The sequence below is a fragment of the Proteus vulgaris genome, assembly GCF_023100685.1.
GTDB lineage: Bacteria > Pseudomonadota > Gammaproteobacteria > Enterobacterales > Enterobacteriaceae > Proteus.
In genome coordinates, this window is record NZ_CP090064.1 from 3,133,791 (window position 1) to 3,153,831 (window position 20,041).

17 protein-coding genes and 1 riboswitch are annotated in these 20,041 nt (G+C 37.6%); of the genes, 4 read left to right on the plus strand and 13 right to left on the minus strand.

What is annotated here, in order from left to right:
* Nucleotides 1–2: 2 nt before the first annotated feature.
* Nucleotides 3–3,311, plus strand: coding sequence for a cellulose synthase complex outer membrane protein BcsC (gene bcsC, locus LW139_RS15035; RefSeq protein ID WP_247850151.1), 3,309 nt, complete (start codon nucleotides 3–5; stop codon nucleotides 3,309–3,311).
* Between the two features lie 81 nt (nucleotides 3,312–3,392).
* Here bcsC and LW139_RS15040 read toward each other — a convergent pair whose 3' ends face one another.
* The 3 genes from LW139_RS15040 to LW139_RS15050 are packed head-to-tail and all read right to left on the minus strand — an operon-like array spanning nucleotide 3,393 to nucleotide 4,572.
* Nucleotides 3,393–3,806, minus strand: a complete 414-nt coding sequence (locus LW139_RS15040) for a DUF6691 family protein (RefSeq protein ID WP_227335851.1) — start codon at nucleotides 3,804–3,806, stop codon at nucleotides 3,393–3,395.
* A gap of 4 nt (nucleotides 3,807–3,810) precedes the next feature.
* Nucleotides 3,811–4,245: a YeeE/YedE family protein gene (locus LW139_RS15045; protein ID WP_006533791.1), complete on the minus strand. Its 435-nt coding sequence runs from the start codon at nucleotides 4,243–4,245 to the stop codon at nucleotides 3,811–3,813.
* A gap of 3 nt (nucleotides 4,246–4,248) precedes the next feature.
* Nucleotides 4,249–4,572, minus strand: coding sequence for an ArsR/SmtB family transcription factor (locus LW139_RS15050; RefSeq protein WP_036912417.1), 324 nt, complete (start codon nucleotides 4,570–4,572; stop codon nucleotides 4,249–4,251).
* Nucleotides 4,573–4,677: 105 nt separating this feature from the next.
* Here LW139_RS15050 and LW139_RS15055 point away from each other — a divergent pair, with 105 nt between their 5' ends.
* The gene (locus LW139_RS15055) at nucleotides 4,678–5,193 is read left to right on the plus strand and encodes a SprT family zinc-dependent metalloprotease (RefSeq protein ID WP_247850152.1); all 516 of its coding nucleotides are present in this window, start codon (nucleotides 4,678–4,680) and stop codon (nucleotides 5,191–5,193) included.
* Nucleotides 5,194–5,263: 70 nt separating this feature from the next.
* Here LW139_RS15055 and mgtE read toward each other — a convergent pair whose 3' ends face one another.
* The 4 genes from mgtE to hcp form a co-directional block, all read right to left on the minus strand.
* Nucleotides 5,264–6,337 carry a magnesium transporter gene (gene mgtE, locus LW139_RS15060; RefSeq protein ID WP_109407492.1) on the minus strand — a complete coding sequence of 358 codons (1,074 nt, stop codon included), beginning with the start codon at nucleotides 6,335–6,337 and terminating at the stop codon, nucleotides 5,264–5,266.
* Nucleotides 6,338–6,413: 76 nt separating this feature from the next.
* A riboswitch (M-box (ykoK) riboswitch) is annotated at nucleotides 6,414–6,585 on the minus strand.
* Nucleotides 6,586–6,801: 216 nt separating this feature from the next.
* On the minus strand, nucleotides 6,802–7,137 hold the full coding sequence (locus LW139_RS15065) for a DUF6694 family lipoprotein (RefSeq protein WP_247850153.1): 336 nt from the start codon (nucleotides 7,135–7,137) through the stop codon (nucleotides 6,802–6,804).
* A gap of 271 nt (nucleotides 7,138–7,408) precedes the next feature.
* Complete coding sequence (gene hcr / locus LW139_RS15070) at nucleotides 7,409–8,413, minus strand: NADH oxidoreductase (RefSeq protein WP_166540906.1); 1,005 nt, start codon at nucleotides 8,411–8,413, stop codon at nucleotides 7,409–7,411.
* 57 nt (nucleotides 8,414–8,470) lie between these two features.
* Entirely contained in the window at nucleotides 8,471–10,123 is a 1,653-nt protein-coding gene (gene hcp / locus LW139_RS15075; RefSeq protein ID WP_072069297.1) for a hydroxylamine reductase, read from the minus strand.
* A 492-nt stretch (nucleotides 10,124–10,615) separates the two neighbouring features.
* Between hcp and LW139_RS15080 the strand changes: the two genes are divergently transcribed.
* Nucleotides 10,616–12,097 carry an aldehyde dehydrogenase family protein gene (locus tag LW139_RS15080; protein WP_166540907.1) on the plus strand — a complete coding sequence of 494 codons (1,482 nt, stop codon included), beginning with the start codon at nucleotides 10,616–10,618 and terminating at the stop codon, nucleotides 12,095–12,097.
* 187 nt (nucleotides 12,098–12,284) lie between these two features.
* Here LW139_RS15080 and LW139_RS15085 read toward each other — a convergent pair whose 3' ends face one another.
* The gene (locus LW139_RS15085; RefSeq protein ID WP_109407496.1) at nucleotides 12,285–13,691 is read right to left on the minus strand and encodes an alanine/glycine:cation symporter family protein; all 1,407 of its coding nucleotides are present in this window, start codon (nucleotides 13,689–13,691) and stop codon (nucleotides 12,285–12,287) included.
* Between the two features lie 196 nt (nucleotides 13,692–13,887).
* On the opposite strand from LW139_RS15085, the gene clcA reads away from it, so the two are divergent.
* Complete coding sequence (clcA, locus tag LW139_RS15090) at nucleotides 13,888–15,309, plus strand: H(+)/Cl(-) exchange transporter ClcA (RefSeq protein ID WP_210813064.1); 1,422 nt, start codon at nucleotides 13,888–13,890, stop codon at nucleotides 15,307–15,309.
* Between the two features lie 69 nt (nucleotides 15,310–15,378).
* Here the strand turns inward: clcA and tehB are convergent, their stop codons facing one another.
* From tehB to LW139_RS15115, 5 genes are all read right to left on the minus strand, one after another.
* Nucleotides 15,379–16,233 (minus strand): SAM-dependent methyltransferase TehB, encoded by an 855-nt coding sequence (gene tehB, locus LW139_RS15095; protein WP_109407498.1) that lies wholly within the window; start codon nucleotides 16,231–16,233, stop codon nucleotides 15,379–15,381.
* 78 nt (nucleotides 16,234–16,311) lie between these two features.
* Nucleotides 16,312–17,484, minus strand: coding sequence for an NAD-binding protein (locus tag LW139_RS15100; RefSeq protein ID WP_166540909.1), 1,173 nt, complete (start codon nucleotides 17,482–17,484; stop codon nucleotides 16,312–16,314).
* A gap of 22 nt (nucleotides 17,485–17,506) precedes the next feature.
* Complete coding sequence (locus LW139_RS15105) at nucleotides 17,507–18,592, minus strand: linear amide C-N hydrolase (RefSeq protein ID WP_247851222.1); 1,086 nt, start codon at nucleotides 18,590–18,592, stop codon at nucleotides 17,507–17,509.
* A gap of 237 nt (nucleotides 18,593–18,829) precedes the next feature.
* On the minus strand, nucleotides 18,830–19,408 hold the full coding sequence (locus LW139_RS15110; RefSeq protein ID WP_109407501.1) for a YceI family protein: 579 nt from the start codon (nucleotides 19,406–19,408) through the stop codon (nucleotides 18,830–18,832).
* Nucleotides 19,409–19,441: 33 nt separating this feature from the next.
* Nucleotides 19,442–19,996, minus strand: coding sequence for a cytochrome b (locus LW139_RS15115; RefSeq protein ID WP_109407502.1), 555 nt, complete (start codon nucleotides 19,994–19,996; stop codon nucleotides 19,442–19,444).
* Nucleotides 19,997–20,041: the final 45 nt, after the last annotated feature.

Sequence of the window (20,041 nt, forward strand, 5' to 3'; positions counted from 1 at the left end):
CTATGTGGCATTTTGGTCACTCGCATCGACAATCTATTATTGCTCTCTTTGTGCTGACAGGCTTCTTGCCTGTCACACAAGCCAGTGAAGAAACAACTGAAGCCTTTTTGCAAGAGCAAGTTAGATTAGGGACATCCACAGGAAATGAAGCTTTAGTGGCTCAATCGCTACATCGTTTATCTTTAATTAAACCCAATGATCCTGATATCCTATTAATGCAAATTCAGTTTGCTGTAAAACAGAAAGACAGTGCAAAAACACAACTGTTATTTACTCAATTAGGCACTCAATTTCCACAATCAGAGCAATATCAGCGTGCAATAAAAACGTTATCATTAACAACAGATGAAAATCGGCAAAAACTACAAAGAGCCCAGCTTTATCGCACCGCTGGGCGTTATGATGATGCCTTAACTTTATACGATGAAATCTATCGGGGAATGCCACCTGATGAAACCTTAGCACTAGAGTATATCCAAGTGCTAATGCAATCCTCACTCGAGGATAAAATAGAGCGACTCAATCAGGTTTATCGTCAATACTCTCAAAATGCAAAAATAGCGAGTATTTATCAGCAACAAACAACGATGGCAACAACAAGTAGTATGGCAAGCATAAAGCCTAAATCTGATGTTTCGTCATTGCCTCTCGTTACATTGAAGCAAAAAGTACGCCAGCAGCCTGATAATGCTGATATTGTAGGTGCCTTGGGGATACGCTATTCTCGTGCTAATCAACGTGGTGCAGCAATTTATTATCTTTCTCAGGCGTTAAAATTAGCGCCAAATCATGATAATAGTGGTCAATGGCGAACAATGTTGCAGTCTAATCAATATTGGTATTTGCTTTCAAAAGCAGATGATGCCCTATTAAAACAAGATTATGAAACAGCTGAGCGCTATTTCAATCAACTTAATAAATTAAGCCCTTATGAAAGTGAACCTTATCTTGGCTTAGGTGATATCGCTGTCGCACAACGCCAATTGGAGATAGCGGAAAAACATTATTTACAGGCATTAAAATATCAACCCAATCATCCTGCCACTTTACATAGCTTAGCGAAGCTTTATCGCCAACAGTCCCATGAAAAGGCACAACAATTTATTTCCCATTTAACGCCAAGACAATATAAAAATTTAGCGGAAGATTATAGTTATATCATTTCTGGTATCAGACAAGATTTAGCTGCCGATGAAGAGCATAAAGAGCAATATCTAAGTGCCATTGAAAAACGTAAGGCGATCGCTAAAGATTATCCTAATGATGTTTGGAATATTTATCGTCTTGCTGATGATTTATTAATGACACAACAAACCAACGTTGCCGAAGAATATTTTAATCAATTAAATCGTCGTCTCCCTAATGACGCATCTCGCCTTTATGCTTATGCGCTATACCTGAACAAAACAGGCCGAGAAACACAGGCTCTTGATACACTAAAAATGATCCCTTTATCTCAACGTAGTGAAAGTATGAAAGCGTTAGATAGCCGATTACGTTCTGGTGAAATATTTGCACATGCTGAGTCTCTACGTGCAAAAGGACAAGAACAACAAGCCGTTGATTATCTTTTTGCTCATATTCCACCAGAGCAAAAAATACAGACTTATTTACTATTAGCCAATTGGGCTGAAGAACGAAATAACCTTGAACAAGCCTTAAGTTATTATCATACCGCACTCAATTTAGAGCCCAACAATGAAACTGCATTATTAGGCGCGACAGATATTGCCTTAGAGCAAGGGAAGAAAGCACAGGCAAAATATTATCTTGCTAAAATTGAAACCCTTTCACCCAACCAATTTAATAGCAATTCTCTTAGGCGCGTTGCTAATGCAGAAAAAGAGGTGGGTAATACAGAAAAAGCACAACATTACTTTGCGTATTTAACGCAACAAATCGAAAAAGAGCCGGATAGTGCTGATGCATTAGTGTTACGCGATATTGCACGTTTTCAGCGTGATGGACAACACCGTCAACAAGCCCACTATTATTATCAACAAGCCATGATCAAAGACGGAATAACAGATAGATTGCCCAACGATAATATTGAATACACCACATTAATGCGTAATGACGAAAAAGATAATTGGTTATCTCGAAGCTTACGTGCCGATGCAGAATCACTCTATCGCCAGCAAGAATGGCGTTTTACACTGGAACATGATTATTGGGGCTCTAGTGGAAGTGAAGGCTATTCAAAATTACGTGCTCACACTACGATGTTACAACTTGATCATCCTGTTTATGATGGCCGTTTTTTTTGGCGGGCAGATTTAGTCAATCTCAACAGTGGTAAACTTGGCACATCACCTTATGACTCTAAATTTGGAACTTGTTACCGTACAGGCTGCTTTCCTCTAGAGCAAAAAGCCTTTGGTGTCAGTCCTGCAATTGGTTGGGAAAATGAACAATGGCAGTGGGATCTGGGTACAACACCATTAGGTTTTGAAGTGACAGACTGGGTTGGTAAAATTGCCTATAGTCATGATCTTTTTAATGTTGGTTGGACACTTGATATTCATCGTCGCCCGGTTAATAGCTCTTTACTTGCTTTTGGTGGGCAAAGAGATATTTGGACAAACCAAACGTGGGGGGGGGTAAGAAGAACCGGTATCCGTTTGAGTGGAAGTTATGATCTTGGTGGAAAAGACGGTTATTGGGGGGAGATTTCTGTTGATAAACTCACTGGTAAAAACGTTGAAGATAATAGTAGTATCCGAGGTATGGGCGGCTACTATTACAAAGTTATCAATGAAAATAATCGTCGGGTTTCCGTAGGATTAAGTTCGATGCTTTGGCATTACGATAAAGATTTAAGTGGCTATACCTTAGGCCAAGGTGGTTATTATAGCCCTCAAAAATATGTTTCTTTGGGAATACCGATTAATTATCGTGAACGCACTGAAAACTGGTCTTGGGAATTATCAGGTTCTGTTTCTTGGTCCTACTCCCAAACTGATGACAGAAAACGCTATCCCTTACAAAATCTCGTCTCCGTCGATAAGTTTAATCGCTATATGAATGAACTTAGCCCCGAAGATCGAGAAGAAATGATGAAACTTTATTATCAAGAGCGCAATGCGGTTGATGAAGGTGACTCAGGTACTGGCGTTGGTTATACCGCAAGAGCATTAGTTGAACATCGCATTACACCGCATTGGTTTATCGGTGCAGCTATCGATATTCAACAAGCTAAAAACTATACCCCTAGCCATGCATTAATGTATTTACGTTATTCTTTTGATGGCTGGAACGGAGATTTAGATTTACCACCGAATCCGCTGATCCCTTACGCTGACTTTAAATAATGTTCAACTCGTCAGACACAAACGGGAAGCCTAGAGCTTCCCGTTTAATATTTCCACAAATATAGACAGATTACATTACCATTACGGTGCTTTACGCAAAAAACCGACTAACAACCAACCAGCAATCATTGCAAGAACAAATAAAATACCTTGATAAAATCCCGCACCCGCTAATACCAAACTTGGGCCTGGGCAAATCCCAGCTAATCCCCAGCCAATCCCAAATAACACACTTCCCAATACGAGAGGTTTATCAATAACCTTATTGGTTGGAATATTTAAAGGGCAGGCTAATATGCTTTGTTGTCTACGGCGTGTTAATTGGTAGCCAATAATACTGACAACAAGACCCACCCCCATGATTATCAATAAAGAAGGATCCCAGTTTCCTGTAATATCCAAAAATCCTAAGATTTTTTGCGGGTTACTCATCCCACCCACGATCAACCCTGCACTAAATAGAAGGCCACAAAGAAAAGCAACGAACTTTGTCATTTTATTAGCCTCCTATTACATGACGCTGAATATAAACAGTGATAAAAGCCGTCACCATAAACACTATCACAGCAACTATAGAACGACGCGATAATCGAGCTAATCCACAAATACCATGACCGCTAGTGCAACCATTACCTAAACGTGTACCGGCTCCCACCAGCACACCTGCAATAATCAACATCCAAGGCGATGTTTCAATCACTGGCGCTAAAGGTTTATCAAAAAAATAAAACAGTGTCGGTGCGATTAACATGCCAATTAAGAATGCCCAACGCCAACCATTACCCTGCTGTTTTGTTGATAAAATACCACCTAAAATTCCACTTATTCCTGCGATGCGACCATTAAATAACAATAAAATAGCGGCAGCCGCACCTATCATTAGTCCACCTATTGCCGCACTTAAAGGCGTAAAGTGAACCCAATCTATATTCATAACTTAACCTGCTATAGGACAATAAAGCTGATAAAGCGTATTAAGAAGCACTAATACTTTTTCATCAGCAATAGAATAGAAGATACGTTTCCCATCACGACGAGTATTCACTAATCCTTCATTGCGTAAAACAGTCAGTTGTTGAGAAAGTGTTGGTTGACGTATACCTAAACTTTCTTCTAATTCACTCACACTTTTTTCGCCCTGACTTAATTGACACAATAATAAGAGGCGATCGCCATTCCCTAGCGTCTTAAGCATGCTAGACGCTTCATTAGCCGCCAATTTCATTGCATCTAATAAATCAGGTTGAACTCGTTGTGTCATGGTAAACTCCATAATCAATATACTTTTTAATAATATGTTAATTTATATATTGTGCAAGTTTTCTTTTTATTGCGTGTTTGTATAAGGCGCTATATGCTCTGTAACATGAAAACGGTAAGAGTCCCCATCGCCTTAGTGCAAAGCGTTATGCGAACACTGCGTGAAAAATTGCAGCAGGCTAATCTTTATCTTAATACAAATTACCCAGAACCTACTCTACATTATAATCAGAGAGGAACTATTGCAGGCAGTGCCTATTATGCAAATTGGGAAATCCGTATTAATCCTACATTATTGATTGAAAATAAACAGAATTTTATTGAGGAAGTTATTCCTCATGAACTGGCGCACTTATTAGTTAATCGCCATTTCGGCCGCGTAGCGCCTCATGGAAAAGAGTGGAAATGGATGATGGAAACAGTATTAGGCGTTTCGGCTAAACGTACCCATCATTTTGATGTTAGTACCGTTAAAGCCAAAACCTTTCGTTATGCTTGCCAATGTGAAGAAGAACATCAGCTTACAATTCGACGTCATAACAAGGTATTACGTGGTGAAACTCAATATCGTTGCCGTCATTGTCAGTCAATTTTGCAATTTAAAGAACACGAACTCGTGTAGATAAAAATAAAGCCGATGTGTTAGTTAAATCACATCGGCTTTATCTTGAAAATGAATATGTAGGATTGTCTTAGGCAAACTCGCTCATCACATGAGATGCAATTTCAAAGTAAATAATAAGACCTGTACCATCAATTAACGTTGCGATAAACGGTGCTGACACAACGGCTGGATCAATCCCTAAACGCTTTAATACCATTGGAATAACAGACGAAACAATTGCACTCCAAACGGTAATGGAAACAAGTGTTAATCCAACAACAATCATCACTTCCATTCCAACGCCTAAGAACCAAGCTCGTACAAAACCTGCGATCCCCATGGTTAACGCAACCATGATAGATGTTGTTATCTCTTTTCTTAAAACAGACCACACGTTGCGTAAGCTAACTTCACCTAACGCCATCGCACGAACAAGCGTTGAGGTAATTTGTGTTCCGCTATTTCCCCCAGTACCAATCAGTAATGGAATAAAGAATGCCAATGAAATAGCGGCTTCTAGTCTATCTTCAAAAGCATGTAATACCGTACTGGTATACGCTTCTGCCACAAACAGCATCAATAACCATACAACACGTTTACGCCATAATGTTACTGGACTGGTTTCTAAATAAGGCTGCTCTAATGGTGACGTTGCCCCTTGCATCTGTGCATCAAGGGTATTTTCATCTTCAATCAATTCCGCAATATCTTGAGGACGTAACACACCCACTAATTTTCCAAAATGCATCACAGGCACACTGTCTAAACCGCTATGGCTAATCAATTGATACACATCATGTCGATTCTGTTCAGGTGATACAGAGAAAAAAGTTTGACGCATAACATCAGACACAAACAGATCATTTGCCGCGGTTAATAATGATTTAACAGGTAAAATTCCATTAAGATAATTATCTTTATCAACAACATAGAGATAGGTTGGAATTAATTCATCTTTTAAATCATTAACCAGTTGGGTTTTTACATTCTCAACTGAATCGGCAACAGAAACCGCAATATAAGACTGGCTCATATATGCGCTAACCGTTGTATCATCTTTTAAACGATTGTATTGATCTTGTGTTGAATTATTTTGTGGTGTGTTTAAGGATGCATCTGCAACTAAGACAGCATCCATTTTGTTTTGAGTATTGAAAGTCATTTTTGTGGTTCCCTATTACTGTTTGTGTTTAGCAAATCAGTTCTCCATAGGGGCGAAACCAGAAGCGAGAATGCAAAAGCTATCTACACGTCTCGGTTTTAGCACTATACAACGTATCCGATGAATACTGGAAGTTACATGGGGATATACCTTCGGTCGATATATCCTGTCCTAATCTTGGGCGTCTCTCGACGTCGTCAGATCAGTAACCTGTGTTTGTATAGGAGCCTCGCCTAACGAGATACTGCCATTTTCTTGCGAATGCGGCGCGCATTATAACCACTCACACTATAATGGAAAGCACGATAACGATTTTGTTTAAGTTCTATTGAAAATGACGCCAAGAATATTCATCATACAATTAAATAATATAATTCCATTTGGAACTAATATATAAAAAAGAAATAAACCTCTTCTACGAAAGTGAAAATCGCATAATCAGAGATAATCTGTTTATTAATTGATTATTTAAATGCTAATTTTTGCACTTTTATTTCTTCTGCCTGTGAAAATATCTCTTTTACTGTTTTACCATCTAATGATTGGCACATTTTGCGGGTGATCATATCGCCATTCTTATGACGCCCTGCAATCACTAAATCATTAAAATTAATATCATTAAGGATCGCTAATTCTATTGCTTCATCAAAACGCGCTTGCTCATCGAGGGGGAGAGAATTACGCATTTCAACAATTGACATACGTAATGACTCTACATTAGAGCCATCAAGGGTTTGTTGAGGTTTTTCACAGCCAGATAACACGACACTAAATAAACAAATAACTAACAATTTTTTCATATATCCCCCCTTACCCAATCAATGGTTTAAATAATAGCAGAATGTTTATAAGGAAACTCCACACTGATTAAAATATATTTTTATTAACTCTCCCATTTCAATATTCTTATTATTCTGAATAAATAAAAAGGGAGTTTAAATTAAAATAAAGGGGGGTATTTTCCAGATTAATGCCACATTTAATGGGAAGAATAGACATAAAAAACCCCGTTAATAAATTAACAGGGCAAAAAAATAGAAGAATAGAAGGAAAGAGTTTAATAAAAAGCGATTATGCTAGCTCAACATCACCCTTTAAACGGCAACTACACGCTAACACGTAACCTTGCGCAATCTCTTCAGGCGTTAATGTACTGGTGCTGGAAACATCATAATCACCACTAACAATTCTCGTTTTACAACTGCCACAAACACCTGCACGACAAGCAGCAAAAACGGGTACTTTATTCTCTTCCATTGCCGTTAACAAAGTGACACCAACAGGAACTTTAATTTGCGATAATGGATGACGAATAGTCATGGTTAATTGTTCATTTTCATCAACGCAAACGGGTTCATCACCAAAACGTTCCATAAAGATATTCTCAGCAGGTACGCCAAGATTTCTTGCAAAACGTCCTGTATCTTCCATGTAACTATTTGGGCCACAACACATAACAGTGCGACTCGCAATATCAGGTACTAACGCAGCTAATTTTTCTTGAGAAATGCGACCACTAAATATCCCTTTATTGTCAGGTAATTTAGGCATCATAATAAAATTGAGATTATAGGGATACGCATTGGCTAATTCGATCCACTCTTTCTCAAAGATAAACTGGCTTTGCTCACGAATATTAAAAATAACAGTGATATCTGCTTTAGGTTGAGTATTTAGCAACCAGCGTGTCATCGACATCACAGGGGTAACACCACACCCTGCAGCTAACATTAAATAGCGAGCATCTTCTTTTCCTGCACAAGTAAACTCACCTTGGGCATCAGATAACCAAAGATAATCACCAGGTTTTACTTGTGATGTTAACCAACCTGACCCGATACCATTTTCTAAACGGCGGACAGTTAAAGTGACAAAAGGGCTTAATCCTGGAGAAGATGAAATGGTATAAGCACGCATTGTTTCATCACTATTATTGATACTAACCAATGCAAATTGGCCTGGTTTGTATGAATAAAAATCGTGATTAATTAAATTTAGTGTCCACACTTCAGGGGTTTCCTGAACAATTGAGTGAACCTGCATACGATTAGGACAAAGGGAACTTGGCATCGTCATGGATATTTATTCCTTACCGAAGCCCGTAGGCTTCGGCAATGATGATGAATTAAACGATTAAGCTGAAAGGATCTCTTTAAGATCTTGTTCTGGTGTAGTAATAGAGCGCATACCGAACTTCTCATTTAAGACCGCCAGCAGATTATCTGTTAAGAACGCAGGTGCTGTAGGGCCGGTATAAATGTTTTTTACGCCTAATGAAAGCAGAGTTAATAAAATAACAATCGCTTTTTGCTCAAACCAAGACAAAATTAAGGACAATGGTAAATCATTGACACCACAACCTAATTTTTCAGCTAGATTAACTGCTAGCATAATCGCAGAGTAAGCATCGTTACACTGACCCACATCAAGTAAGCGTGGTAACCCTTCTAAAGTACCAAAATCTAATTTATTAAAGCGATATTTACCACACGCCAATGTCATAATTAAACAATCTTGTGGTATTTCTCTTGCTAAATCAGTGTAATAACTACGCTCACCACGGCTACCATCACAACCACCAACTAAGAAAACGTGACGTAATTTTTTCTGTGAAACTAAATCAATTACTGTATCAGCCGCATTTAATAGTGTTTCACGACCAAAACCAACCGTAATTAAATGCTCAATTTCGCTATATGGGAAACCTTCTAATGATTGAGCTTGTTCAATCATTTCAGAGAAATCATCACCTGTGATGTGTTTTACACCCGGCCAGCCAACAATACTACGAGTCCAAATACGATCACCGTAATTACCTACATTAGGATCAATAATACAGTTTGATGTCATTAGTACAGGGCCTGGGAATTTCGCAAATTCAATTTGCTGATTCTGCCAACCACTACCATAGTTACCCACTAAGTGTTTGTATTTTTTAAGTTCAGGGTAACCATGAGCAGGTAACATTTCACCATGGGTATAAATGTTGATGCCTTTACCTTCAGTTTGTTCAAGTAGCATTTGTAAATCTTTCAGGTCATGGCCTGAAATTAAAATAGCTTTACCTGCAACAGGACGAACGTTAACAGTAACCGGCGTTGGGTTGCCGTAAGCTTGAGTTTCGCCTTTATCAAGAATAGCCATAATGCGGAAGTTCATTTGGCCAATGCCCATCGCATTTTCTAACAACTCATTCATATCAGCAGGATCAGTACCTAACCACGCCATATAACGATGATATTCTGCATAAATTTCATTGTCATACTGACCTAAAACATGTGCGTGCTCCATATAAGCCGCAGCCCCTTTTAAGCCATACAAGCACAGCATACGTAATCCATGAAGATCATCACCAATCTGTGCTTTATCACCATTTAAGGCAAAAAGCTGGGCTTGTTTTTGTAAACTGTCTAAATCATTTCCAGCTAATTGAATTTCAGCTCTTGGATTAGTGACTTGAATCGCTGCATTTTTTGCTAAGGTACGAGATTTCAGACTTTCACGGAAATAGATAGCTTCTTTCGCATAGCCAACAATACGATCAGAATCAAAATTGACGTTAGTTAACGTAGAGAAAAAAGCGCGAGGCGCAAAGCTGTCTACATCATGATCAATAATATCAACACTACGTGCCGCTAATGCCCAGGCAGAAAGTCCTTCTAATACAGCAACCAGTAAATCTTGAAGATCTGAAGTTTCTGCTGTTTTACCACACATACCTTGCGCATAGGCACAACCATTACCTACAGGCGTTTTCATTGTTTGTTCACATTGCACACAATACATATCGTATTCCTTCTAATATAAGATAACGCTTTATTTTTATAAGTTGCATTTCATATGCAACATAAGAATACGCCATTTTTATCAGAGAGAAAGTGCAATATTGAACAATTTAAATGTTGTTTGATCTAACGCAATTTCTAGTGGATCTTTTAATATCTCTTTTTTTATCTATTGATTTCACATAAGTCTAAAGCCTGTTTTTTAAACAGTTTGCTTAATCGCATTACACCTTTGATGAGCAAATAAGAAAGAATATTGAAGAATAACTGATGGGTATTTTTTGTTTAATCATATAAAGACTGAGAGATGAAACGATTAAGTTAATTCATTTTTGTTAAATCAGTAATATTCATTACTATTTTTTATAGTTAATATCACCTATTGCATCAATAGCTAATCAAATTATTTCATTTGATATATGTTATTAGCACGAGTATTACGAAATGAAACTATAAGTTTAAATGATGCTCACCCCTACATTGGAGATTAAAAATGATTAAATTAAATAATGTTCCATCAGAATTTCGTCCTCTAGAAAGCTACAAAATGCTAATTGGAGGAGAATGGGTAACTAGCACATCGCAAAAAACAACTAAAACCTATAGCCCTGCAACTGGTGAATTATTAAGTGAATACCAATCAGGAAGTGCCGAAGACGTTGATCGTGCAGTCACTGCCGCACGTAAGGCATTCAAAACATGGAGTAAAACATCTCCAGCAGAGCGCCAAGCCCTCTTATTAAAAATTGCAGATCGCTTAGAGCAAGAACAAGAACGTTTTGCTTGGATTGAATCATTAGATAATGGTAAGCCACTCAATGAGTCGAAAAACATAGATTTACCAGCCTCTATTGACCATTTTCGATATTTTGCAGGCGTGATACGCTCTCATACCGATGAAAGTGCCATCCTAGACGAAAATACCATTAGCCTTGTTATTCGTGAACCCATTGGCGTAGTTGGACAAATTATTCCATGGAACTTCCCATTATTAATGGCAGCATGGAAATTGGCGCCAGCAATTGCCGCGGGTGATACTGTCGTAATTAACCCAGCAACACTGACTTCCCTTTCATTATTAGAGCTAGGTCGTATTTTAAATGAAATATTACCAGCTGGTGTAATTAATATTGTTACGGGACGTGGATCTGTTGTAGGACAAGCTATTTTAGAACACCAAGATATTGATAAACTGGCGTTTACAGGTTCTACCAATGTGGGTTATACCGTAGCAGAAGCTGCCGCGAAAAAAATGGTTCCAGCAACACTGGAGTTAGGCGGAAAATCAGCCAATATTGTTTTCCCTGATGCAAATATGAAAAAAGCGGTCAAATATTCAGCATTGGCAATATTAATGAACCAAGGACAAGCTTGTGAATCAGGTTCACGTCTGTTCTTGCACAAAGATATTCATGATGACTTTTTGAAAGCATTAAAAACTGAATTTGAGAGTATTCGTGTCGGTGATCCCCTTGATCCTAATACACAAATGGGCACACAAGTTAGCCAAGATCAAATGGATACTATCTTAGGCTACGTTGAACTCGCAAAAAAAGAAGGTGCTACTGTTTTAACTGGTGGTGAACGTATTACGGGTGAAGGTTACGATGATGGATTCTTTGTTCGCCCTACTATCATCATCAACGCAACTAACCAAATGCGCGTTGCACGAGAAGAAATTTTTGGACCGGTATTATGTGTTATTCCATTCGATAATGAAGATGAAGTGATCGAAATGGCAAATGATTCAGAATATGGACTCGGTGGTGGTGTTTGGACTCAAGATATTAACCGTGCCTTGCGTGTTGCAAAAGCAGTAAGAACTGGTCGTATGTGGGTTAACACTTATCATGAACTCCCCGCTCACGCACCATTTGGGGGTTACAAGAAATCAGGTTTAGGACGTGAAACTCATAAAATGATGTTAGATGCTTATAGCCAAGTGAAAAACATCTTCATCAGTATGAAAGAATAAGATTTCTCTCTTTTCTAAATTCTTATAAATATAATATCTATACTCATCTCTTCGCCTTCTCCCCAGAAGGCTTTTTATTATCTGTAATTTCTCACACTTTAAGTTACCACCATAAAAAAACCGTATGCCAAACTCTAAATGCATACGGTTTTTTGTTGTGTTTTTTTAGCCAATAAGTAAGAACGAGTTACTCTGCTTCGGCTTCTTTTTTGTTCACTGAATGAGTTTCTTTATCTAAATCTAACCCGATATTGTCAGCATTAACATCTTTTATATGATCTTTTGTTAAGCGATAAACTACTGGGCTCAATAAGGCTAATGCAATTAAGTTAGGAATAGCCATCATTGCATTAAGTGTATCGGCTAATAACCATACAAACTCTAATGATTGTGTTGCCCCTACTGGTAATGCAATCAACCATGCAATACGAAATGGCATAATAGCTTTAGGTCCAAAAAGATATTGCACACATTTCTCACCGTAAAAACTCCAACCTAAAATAGTCGTAAATGCAAAGATAGCTAAAGCAATGGCCACAATATAGTTACCACCCGGAATAGCGATAGAGAATGATGCAGCAGTTAATGTCGCTCCACTTTGTCCTGTTAGCCATTGGCCAGTAATAACGATGGTTAATCCCGTAACAGAACAAACGATGATAGTATCAATAAATGTCCCCAACATCGCAATCAAACCTTGCCGAACAGGATTTTGTGTTTTTGCTGTTGCGTGTGCAATAGGCGCACTACCCAATCCCGCTTCGTTAGAGAAAACACCACGAGCTACACCAAAACGGATCGCGGCCCAAACGGCAGCACCAGCAAACCCGCCTTGAGCAGCAACTGGGGTAAATGCTGATTTAACGATAAGGACAATAGCATCAGGAATAGCTGTCACGTTTAGCGCTAAAACAACAATACCAGCACCAAAATAACCGACAGTCATGATAGGAACTAATTTACCCGCAACATCGGCAATACGTTTGATCCCACCAATGAGTACCGCGCCAACTAAGACAACTAACACAATGGCTGTAATAGTAGTTGAAATGCCAAAATTACTTTGTAATACATCTGCGACTGAGTTAGCTTGCACTGTATTACCAATACCGAAACCAGCAAAACTACCAAAAATAGCAAAAACAGTACCTAACCAAACCCAATTTTTACCCAAACCATTTTTGATGTAATACATTGGGCCACCAACATAGTTCCCGTATTTATCAACTTCACGAAAACGTACCGCTAGTACAGCCTCAGAATACTTTGTTGCCATCCCCACTAATGCCGTCATCCACATCCAAAACAAAGCACCGGGGCCACCTAATACAACGGCCGTTGCAACACCAGCTATATTACCTGTTCCGATAGTTGCTGAAAGGGCCGTCATTAGTGCATTAAAGGGCGATATTTGTCCTTCGCCTCTTTTATCATTTTTTTCAAATAGAAGCTTAAATCCTGTACCTAATTTTCGAATAGGTAAGAAACCGAGCCGAAACTGCATAAAAAGACCAATACCTAGAATACCGACAAGCATCGGTACTCCCCACACCACGCCATTTATAGCGCTTAATATATTCGTGATGAAATCCATAAATTACCCTTTCTCGTCCAAAATGTTATATAAATATGTATTTTTTGTTATCAATTACACTAAAGATGAAAAAGTGAAAATATGCTAGAAAAAAAAACGACTAACTCTAAAATTGATTACGTTATGTGAGAAATATCACTTCAATACAAAATTACGCTATCATTATGTTCATTGTTACAATACATAAATCAAAGTTATGCATAACCGTAAATCTATCCAAAATAGCCAAAATGAACGACGTTTTAATTTATTCAGAAAAGCACAAGAAACCAATCTTGCGCCACTGAAAGTCCTGCTACTGTCTGCCATAGTCGGTTCGCTTGCTGGATTTGTGGGTGTTTTATTTGAAAAAAGCGTGAGCTGGGTAATAAACTTCAGGCAAGAAGAACTCGTCAAAACCTTCACCAACCCTTATGTTCTAGCGATTATTACATTGCTCTTTTCCTCTATTTTAGCCATGCTTGGTTACTATTTAGTGAAAAAATTCTCACCTGAATCAGGGGGATCTGGTATCCCTGAAATTGAAGGTGCAATGATAGATATTCGCCCTGTTCGTTGGTGGCGAGTATTACCAGTAAAATTTATTGCCAGTATTGGAACATTGGGCTCAGGCATGGTATTAGGTCGTGAAGGCCCAACGGTTCAATTGGGTGCCAATATTGGTCAATTAGTAAATGATATTTCTCGCTTAAAAGATAAAGAATCACGTCACACATTATTAGCAACCGGCGCCGCTGCCGGATTAACCGCAGCTTTCAATGCACCTCTTGCGGGTATTTTGTTTATTATTGAAGAGATGCGCCCTCAATTTAAATACAGCCTGATTTCAATTAAAGCGGTTTTTATTGGAGTAATTATGTCATGCATTGTCTTTCGCCTATTTAATGGTGAAGGCGGTGTTATTCATATCGGTAAATTTTCATCAGCCCCACTTAATACGCTTTGGTTATATTTAGTCTTAGGTATGTTATTCGGCGTTATTGGTGTCATTTTCAGTAAATTGCTTTTTTATGTTCAAACTCAATTCCAACATTTTTACCAAGATAAAACTTCACGTTTTGTTTTAACCGGCGGTATTATTGGTGGGCTTTGTGGCCTATTGGCACTAATTATTCCTGAAATTACGGGGGGTGGATTTAGCATTATTCCAGCACTCAGTACCGGACAATATTCTCTTATTGCACTGTTACTTTTCTTTATTTTACGAACTATCACATCTATTATCAGTTTTGCCTCAGGTGCTCCTGGCGGTATATTCGCCCCCACTCTGGCATTAGGTACGCTATTCGGTAGCGCTTTCGGATTAATGGCAACATTACTTTTCCCTGATTATCAAATTCAAATTGGTACGTTTGCTATTGCAGGAATGGGCGCTTTATTTGCCGCAACCGTAAGAGCACCACTGACAGGAATAGTTTTAGTCTTAGAAATGACAGATAATTATCAGCTTATCCTTCCAATGATAATCACCTGTTTAGGAGCGACAATGTTGGCTCAGCTATTAGGTGGTCGTCCTATTTATACTGTTTTATTAGAGCGCATCTTACAAAAGTCTGAAACAAAAGAACAAACAGACCAAGCTGATGACGTTAAAAGTGATAAATCACCACAACAATAAAACAGGCTCTAACAGATAAAAAAATACCCCATAAAATGGGGTATTTCAAAATAAATGATATGGCCTGAATTATTTTTTACGGGCAATTAACGTCGCAAAATTCAAAGCAATACGATTACCATTGGCATCTGTTTTATGTAAATGCCCAGGGTTTTCATTATATTTAATAATTTCCCAGTCTTTATAGTAATCCGCTAATTCACCTTGGCGTAAAAAGGTTTTAAAAGGAATTTCAGCAGGATCACTATTTGCTGTTTCAACCGGACAAACAATCACATTAATACCATTATTATTGGTACATTCTTGCATATTTTTAATAATGCTTTCGATGCGTTCACGTTGACAGAACATCAATACAACGGTTGAAATAATGATGTCATATTTTTCAGTCAGTGAAGCTTCATTTATATCGTATAAACCGCTTTTTACTGCCAAACCCGTTTTAGCTTTAACGGATTCAATTGCATCAATATGAGAAACATTAATATCTAATGCGGTGACATCATACCCTTGAGACGCTAAATAGAAGCTATTGCGCCCACGCCCTGCACCTAAATCCAAAACCTTGCAAGGTTGAGTCAATGTTGCCATGTAACGAACTTCTGAGTGTGGTAGTGATAAGTCATTTTCTTTAAAAAGTTTATCTTCTGGCGCACATAAAAATGAAAGCTGACAACGTACATCATCGCTCGCTTTATCAATCTTATGCCATTGTTGAGGCTGGATTAATGGGGGTTGATTTTCCGTATCACAATCCACCGAAATTTGTGAACCATCATCATTAAATACAACAAATGTCATATTACCTTGCAGGACTCGCATTTGAGCATAAGTGCCTTCCTTTGTATTGTGGCGTTCTAATAACGCCAAAGGAATTGATGTTCGTGTCCACTCTGGCATTGTTTTATAACTAACAAGTTCCATAATCCAACCTCAATTAAGATGCATTTTAAATACATCTTATGGTAATCATTATCGTTCGTAAAGATAGTTTGAACAAAATTATGATTTTAAATATTTGTTTAAAAGCAGATCTGTCACATCTGATGAAGAAATAGATTCACCACATAATACCTTCATCATAATTTCTTTACCTAACGACGCTAAAGAAAACAACATATCAGGACGTAATCGACTGATTTTATCTCTATTTTCATCCTGATTAATAATAGTAATTAACTTGGCATCAACATTAGAACATTCTTGGATAGTGAGTAGGATAAAGGTATTTTCAGCGTCACTTTCAGATAAAGTTGCTACCCAGCTGGCTTTCGCAATATTAGCGGATTCAAGTGTTTTAAGGTTAGTCGGATCACCTTCAATAATATTTGCTTGTGCATCATAAACAGCTTTACTTTTATCAGTACAAATCGCAATAACTGGTTTTCCCTGCTCTCTTAATCCTTTTTCTAATTGTGATGCCAGTGCCGAAGATCCAATAATAATAAAATGATTATGCATTTTAGCGATCCTTTTCTTAACAATCTCACGAGTCCCTCGAGCAAGAAATCCCATGACATAAACAATGGATGTGGTAAAAACGGTTATTCCCAAGATCACAACAGTTAGTGTAAAAATACGTGCATTTGTACTAATTGGCACAATATCGCCAAATCCCAATGTCGTCATACAGACAATAGAAAAATAAAATGCATCCATCAATGTTGTAATATGAGGCCTAAACTCATTCCCAATATAAAGGCTTCCTAACATTGAGAATAACAGCAAAGAAAGGATACAGATAAAAGCCACAAAGCCAGCACTAGTTAAACTATGATGTGGAAAAGCTCGCCAACTGATTAATAATCCAACCACCAAAGCAAAAGAAAAGTAAGCCTGAAAACCAATTTGCTGGTAAACCGCAACATCAAGAAAAACAATGGTAGCTAATAAAATAATAGAGACACACCATGCGATCCTTGCACCTAAATACATAAATATTGAAAGCAAGATCAACGCACAAGCTAACATCACTTTAGGTATATCAAGAAGCTTTAATACACCCAATGATTTAAGCCATGCAGAAAAACCGTGTATTTCCCAATCCAGATAAATACCACGGGACAACAAAATTGAATAAATGATAAATATACCATTTAAGATAAGTAATAAAGACATCATCTTTCTTGTCACTTTAGATGTCTCTATCACATTTAGTATTACGGATAATTTCATATTAGGTATCGTGAATACTCGACTAGTTATTTAAAGGAATATTATCTAATCCTTGAAATTTAAAAGGCTCTGCTGGTTTAAAATGGCTTGTTGCATTAGCTGAATAAATGATTGATTGCTCTTCACCTAATGATAGCACCATGACTTTCCCGCTTTCCTTTGAAAAATCAATTTCCTTTAAATTAACCCAAAAGGTATTTGGTGATAATGCTGATTCGAAAAAATATAATTGATTCTTATGATCAGCCACCGTTCTCCAGCGTGTAGATGAGATTTCAGGCGATTCAACGGTACTTAATCCATAAGGAACAGAAACATTTCTGATCACACCAAAAACACTAGCAAGCGATTTTTTACTCGATTGAGCCTTAGGAATAGCATTCACATAAAAAGAAGCTCTGGCAAAACGATCAGATGCACGATTTGTTCCTGGTAACATCACGGTTCCGCCAATTTGTTGCCAATAACTATTTAATGCTAACTGCTCTGAAAAAATAGGCGAGTTCGTCATCACTTGATACTCTTTGCTGTGATGAATTACTTGTTTGCCGTTGATATATTCAATAATGGCACTATCACCTGTAGCATCCGAAAGAGAAAGATGTAACGTTGCCATCCTATCCTGTCCTGGCACTTTATCCGTTAAAACAATAAAAGGTTCACTTTCTAATGCTGTCACGGCTTCTTCTACGGTAGCAAAATTATCTAGCACATACTGAGCCCATGCTGAAATCGAAATAGCTGGTTTTTCTTTGGTATAAGCTGGGTAATCTGATTCTGCCAACCATAATAAATTAGCAACCAATCCCTTTTCATTCATACCATCTGTTGTTGAAATATCATAACCGGATGCAACAACACTTCCATATTTAGATGCCCATTTAATTGAATTATCACCCGCCTCTCCTGAACGTTGCATACCTTGTGGAAATATCCATAAATTGGTTCCAATATCGTATTTCCAATCCATTGAACGAGCTGTAATAACTTGATTATTATCACCTAAATAGACAAGCCGAGTACACGCATCAACCTCTGACACTCCTGCTGTAAAAAAAGCAGAAATAAGCAGAGTACCCAAAAAAGTATGACGTAGTTTTTTCATTATTGACTCTTTCCCGTTAAATGAATGGATGAGATGGCGAAAATTTTTCTTTTTTTATCCTTACATAAAATAGATTAGCTAATAAATAGACTTTTATTAACTGTATGAAAAAATAAGAACTATTGCCTAAGTATAAAACAACTCACCTTAATTGCGCATAAAAAAACCGATACTCTAAGGTATCGGTTTATAAATTATCTAGGTGATAAGAGGCTTTATTGCCCTACAGAAAGCATTTAATTACGCTTTTTTTACACCTTCAACTGAGATAATTAGTTCAGCTTCTTGTGATTTTGGCCCTAAATCTGATTTAATATTAAACTCTTTTAGGTTTACTTTACCTGTTGCTTCAAAACCAGCACGGTAACCTTTCCAAGGATCAGTCCCTTCGCCAATTAATTTTGCATTTAATGATACTGGCTTAGTCACACCATTTAATGTTAAATCACCAACCACTACATAGTTCTCACCTTCACGAGTAACGTTGGTTGATACAAATCGTGCTTCAGGATATTTGCTCACATTAAAGAAATCAGCACTGCGTAAATGTTTATCACGTTCAGCATGATTTGTGTCTAAGCTTCCAGTTTTGATCACAACATCAACTTTATCTTTTGATGGATCTTCTTTGTCATAACTAAAAGTACCATCAAAATCTTTAAATGTGCCATATAACCAGCTATAGCCTAAATGTTGGATACGAAACTGTACAAATGCGTGCTGACCTTGTTTATCAATAGCATAATCAGCTGCTAAAGCAGTGCTCGCATTAAATAACAACGCACCTGCGGTTAAACCCAATAAAGCTTTCTTAAACATGGCTATCTCCATAATTTTGTTTTATAAATTTAATTATTTAGTTCGCATTCCTAGCATGCGTTTTAACGTTACATCTTTATCAATAAAATGATGCTTTAAGGCACCAGCCATATGTAATAGTGATAACAAAACAACTGACCATGCTAAATAAAGATGAATATCACCTGCTAAATCTGCTTGTTCGGCTTCCCCTGTAAAAATAGCGGGCACAGAGAACCATTCAAATACAGATATCGCTTGACCATCAGCAGTGGAAATTAAATAACCGCTAATGAGAATGGAAAATAAAATTAAATATAAGAGCATGTGCGCGATATGGGCACTAATACGAGTAAATTTACTGTAGCTTGCTAATGCTTTAGGTGGTGGCGATATCCAACGCCATATCACACGTACTATCAGAATAATAAATAAAAGAATACCGATACTTTTATGTATTTCAGGTGCTGAATGATACCAACTATCATAATAACCTAGCGTCACCATCCATAATCCTAAAGCAAACATACCGTAAACAGTAAGTGCTGACCCCCAATGCAAAAGGAGTGACAAGTGCCCGTAGCGAGAAGTGTTATTTCGCCATTGCATAATAAAAACCCAATAGTTTCTAATTCATTAAAATAATGTTATCTA

Excerpts from the sequence above, each read along its gene's own strand:
- bcsC (WP_247850151.1), top strand. The coding sequence starts at position 3 with ATGTGGCATTTTGGTCACTCGCATCGACAATCTATTATTGCTCTCTTT.
- LW139_RS15040 (WP_227335851.1), bottom strand. The coding sequence starts at position 3,806 with ATGACAAAGTTCGTTGCTTTTCTTTGTGGCCTTCTATTTAGTGCAGGG.
- LW139_RS15045 (WP_006533791.1), bottom strand. The coding sequence starts at position 4,245 with ATGAATATAGATTGGGTTCACTTTACGCCTTTAAGTGCGGCAATAGGT.
- LW139_RS15050 (WP_036912417.1), bottom strand. The coding sequence starts at position 4,572 with ATGACACAACGAGTTCAACCTGATTTATTAGATGCAATGAAATTGGCG.
- LW139_RS15055 (WP_247850152.1), top strand. The coding sequence starts at position 4,678 with ATGAAAACGGTAAGAGTCCCCATCGCCTTAGTGCAAAGCGTTATGCGA.
- mgtE (WP_109407492.1), bottom strand. The coding sequence starts at position 6,337 with ATGACTTTCAATACTCAAAACAAAATGGATGCTGTCTTAGTTGCAGAT.
- LW139_RS15065 (WP_247850153.1), bottom strand. The coding sequence starts at position 7,137 with ATGAAAAAATTGTTAGTTATTTGTTTATTTAGTGTCGTGTTATCTGGC.
- hcr (WP_166540906.1), bottom strand. The coding sequence starts at position 8,413 with ATGACGATGCCAAGTTCCCTTTGTCCTAATCGTATGCAGGTTCACTCA.
- hcp (WP_072069297.1), bottom strand. The coding sequence starts at position 10,123 with ATGTATTGTGTGCAATGTGAACAAACAATGAAAACGCCTGTAGGTAAT.
- LW139_RS15080 (WP_166540907.1), top strand. The coding sequence starts at position 10,616 with ATGATTAAATTAAATAATGTTCCATCAGAATTTCGTCCTCTAGAAAGC.
- LW139_RS15085 (WP_109407496.1), bottom strand. The coding sequence starts at position 13,691 with ATGGATTTCATCACGAATATATTAAGCGCTATAAATGGCGTGGTGTGG.
- clcA (WP_210813064.1), top strand. The coding sequence starts at position 13,888 with ATGCATAACCGTAAATCTATCCAAAATAGCCAAAATGAACGACGTTTT.
- tehB (WP_109407498.1), bottom strand. The coding sequence starts at position 16,233 with ATGGAACTTGTTAGTTATAAAACAATGCCAGAGTGGACACGAACATCA.
- LW139_RS15100 (WP_166540909.1), bottom strand. The coding sequence starts at position 17,484 with ATGAAATTATCCGTAATACTAAATGTGATAGAGACATCTAAAGTGACA.
- LW139_RS15110 (WP_109407501.1), bottom strand. The coding sequence starts at position 19,408 with ATGTTTAAGAAAGCTTTATTGGGTTTAACCGCAGGTGCGTTGTTATTT.
- LW139_RS15115 (WP_109407502.1), bottom strand. The coding sequence starts at position 19,996 with ATGCAATGGCGAAATAACACTTCTCGCTACGGGCACTTGTCACTCCTT.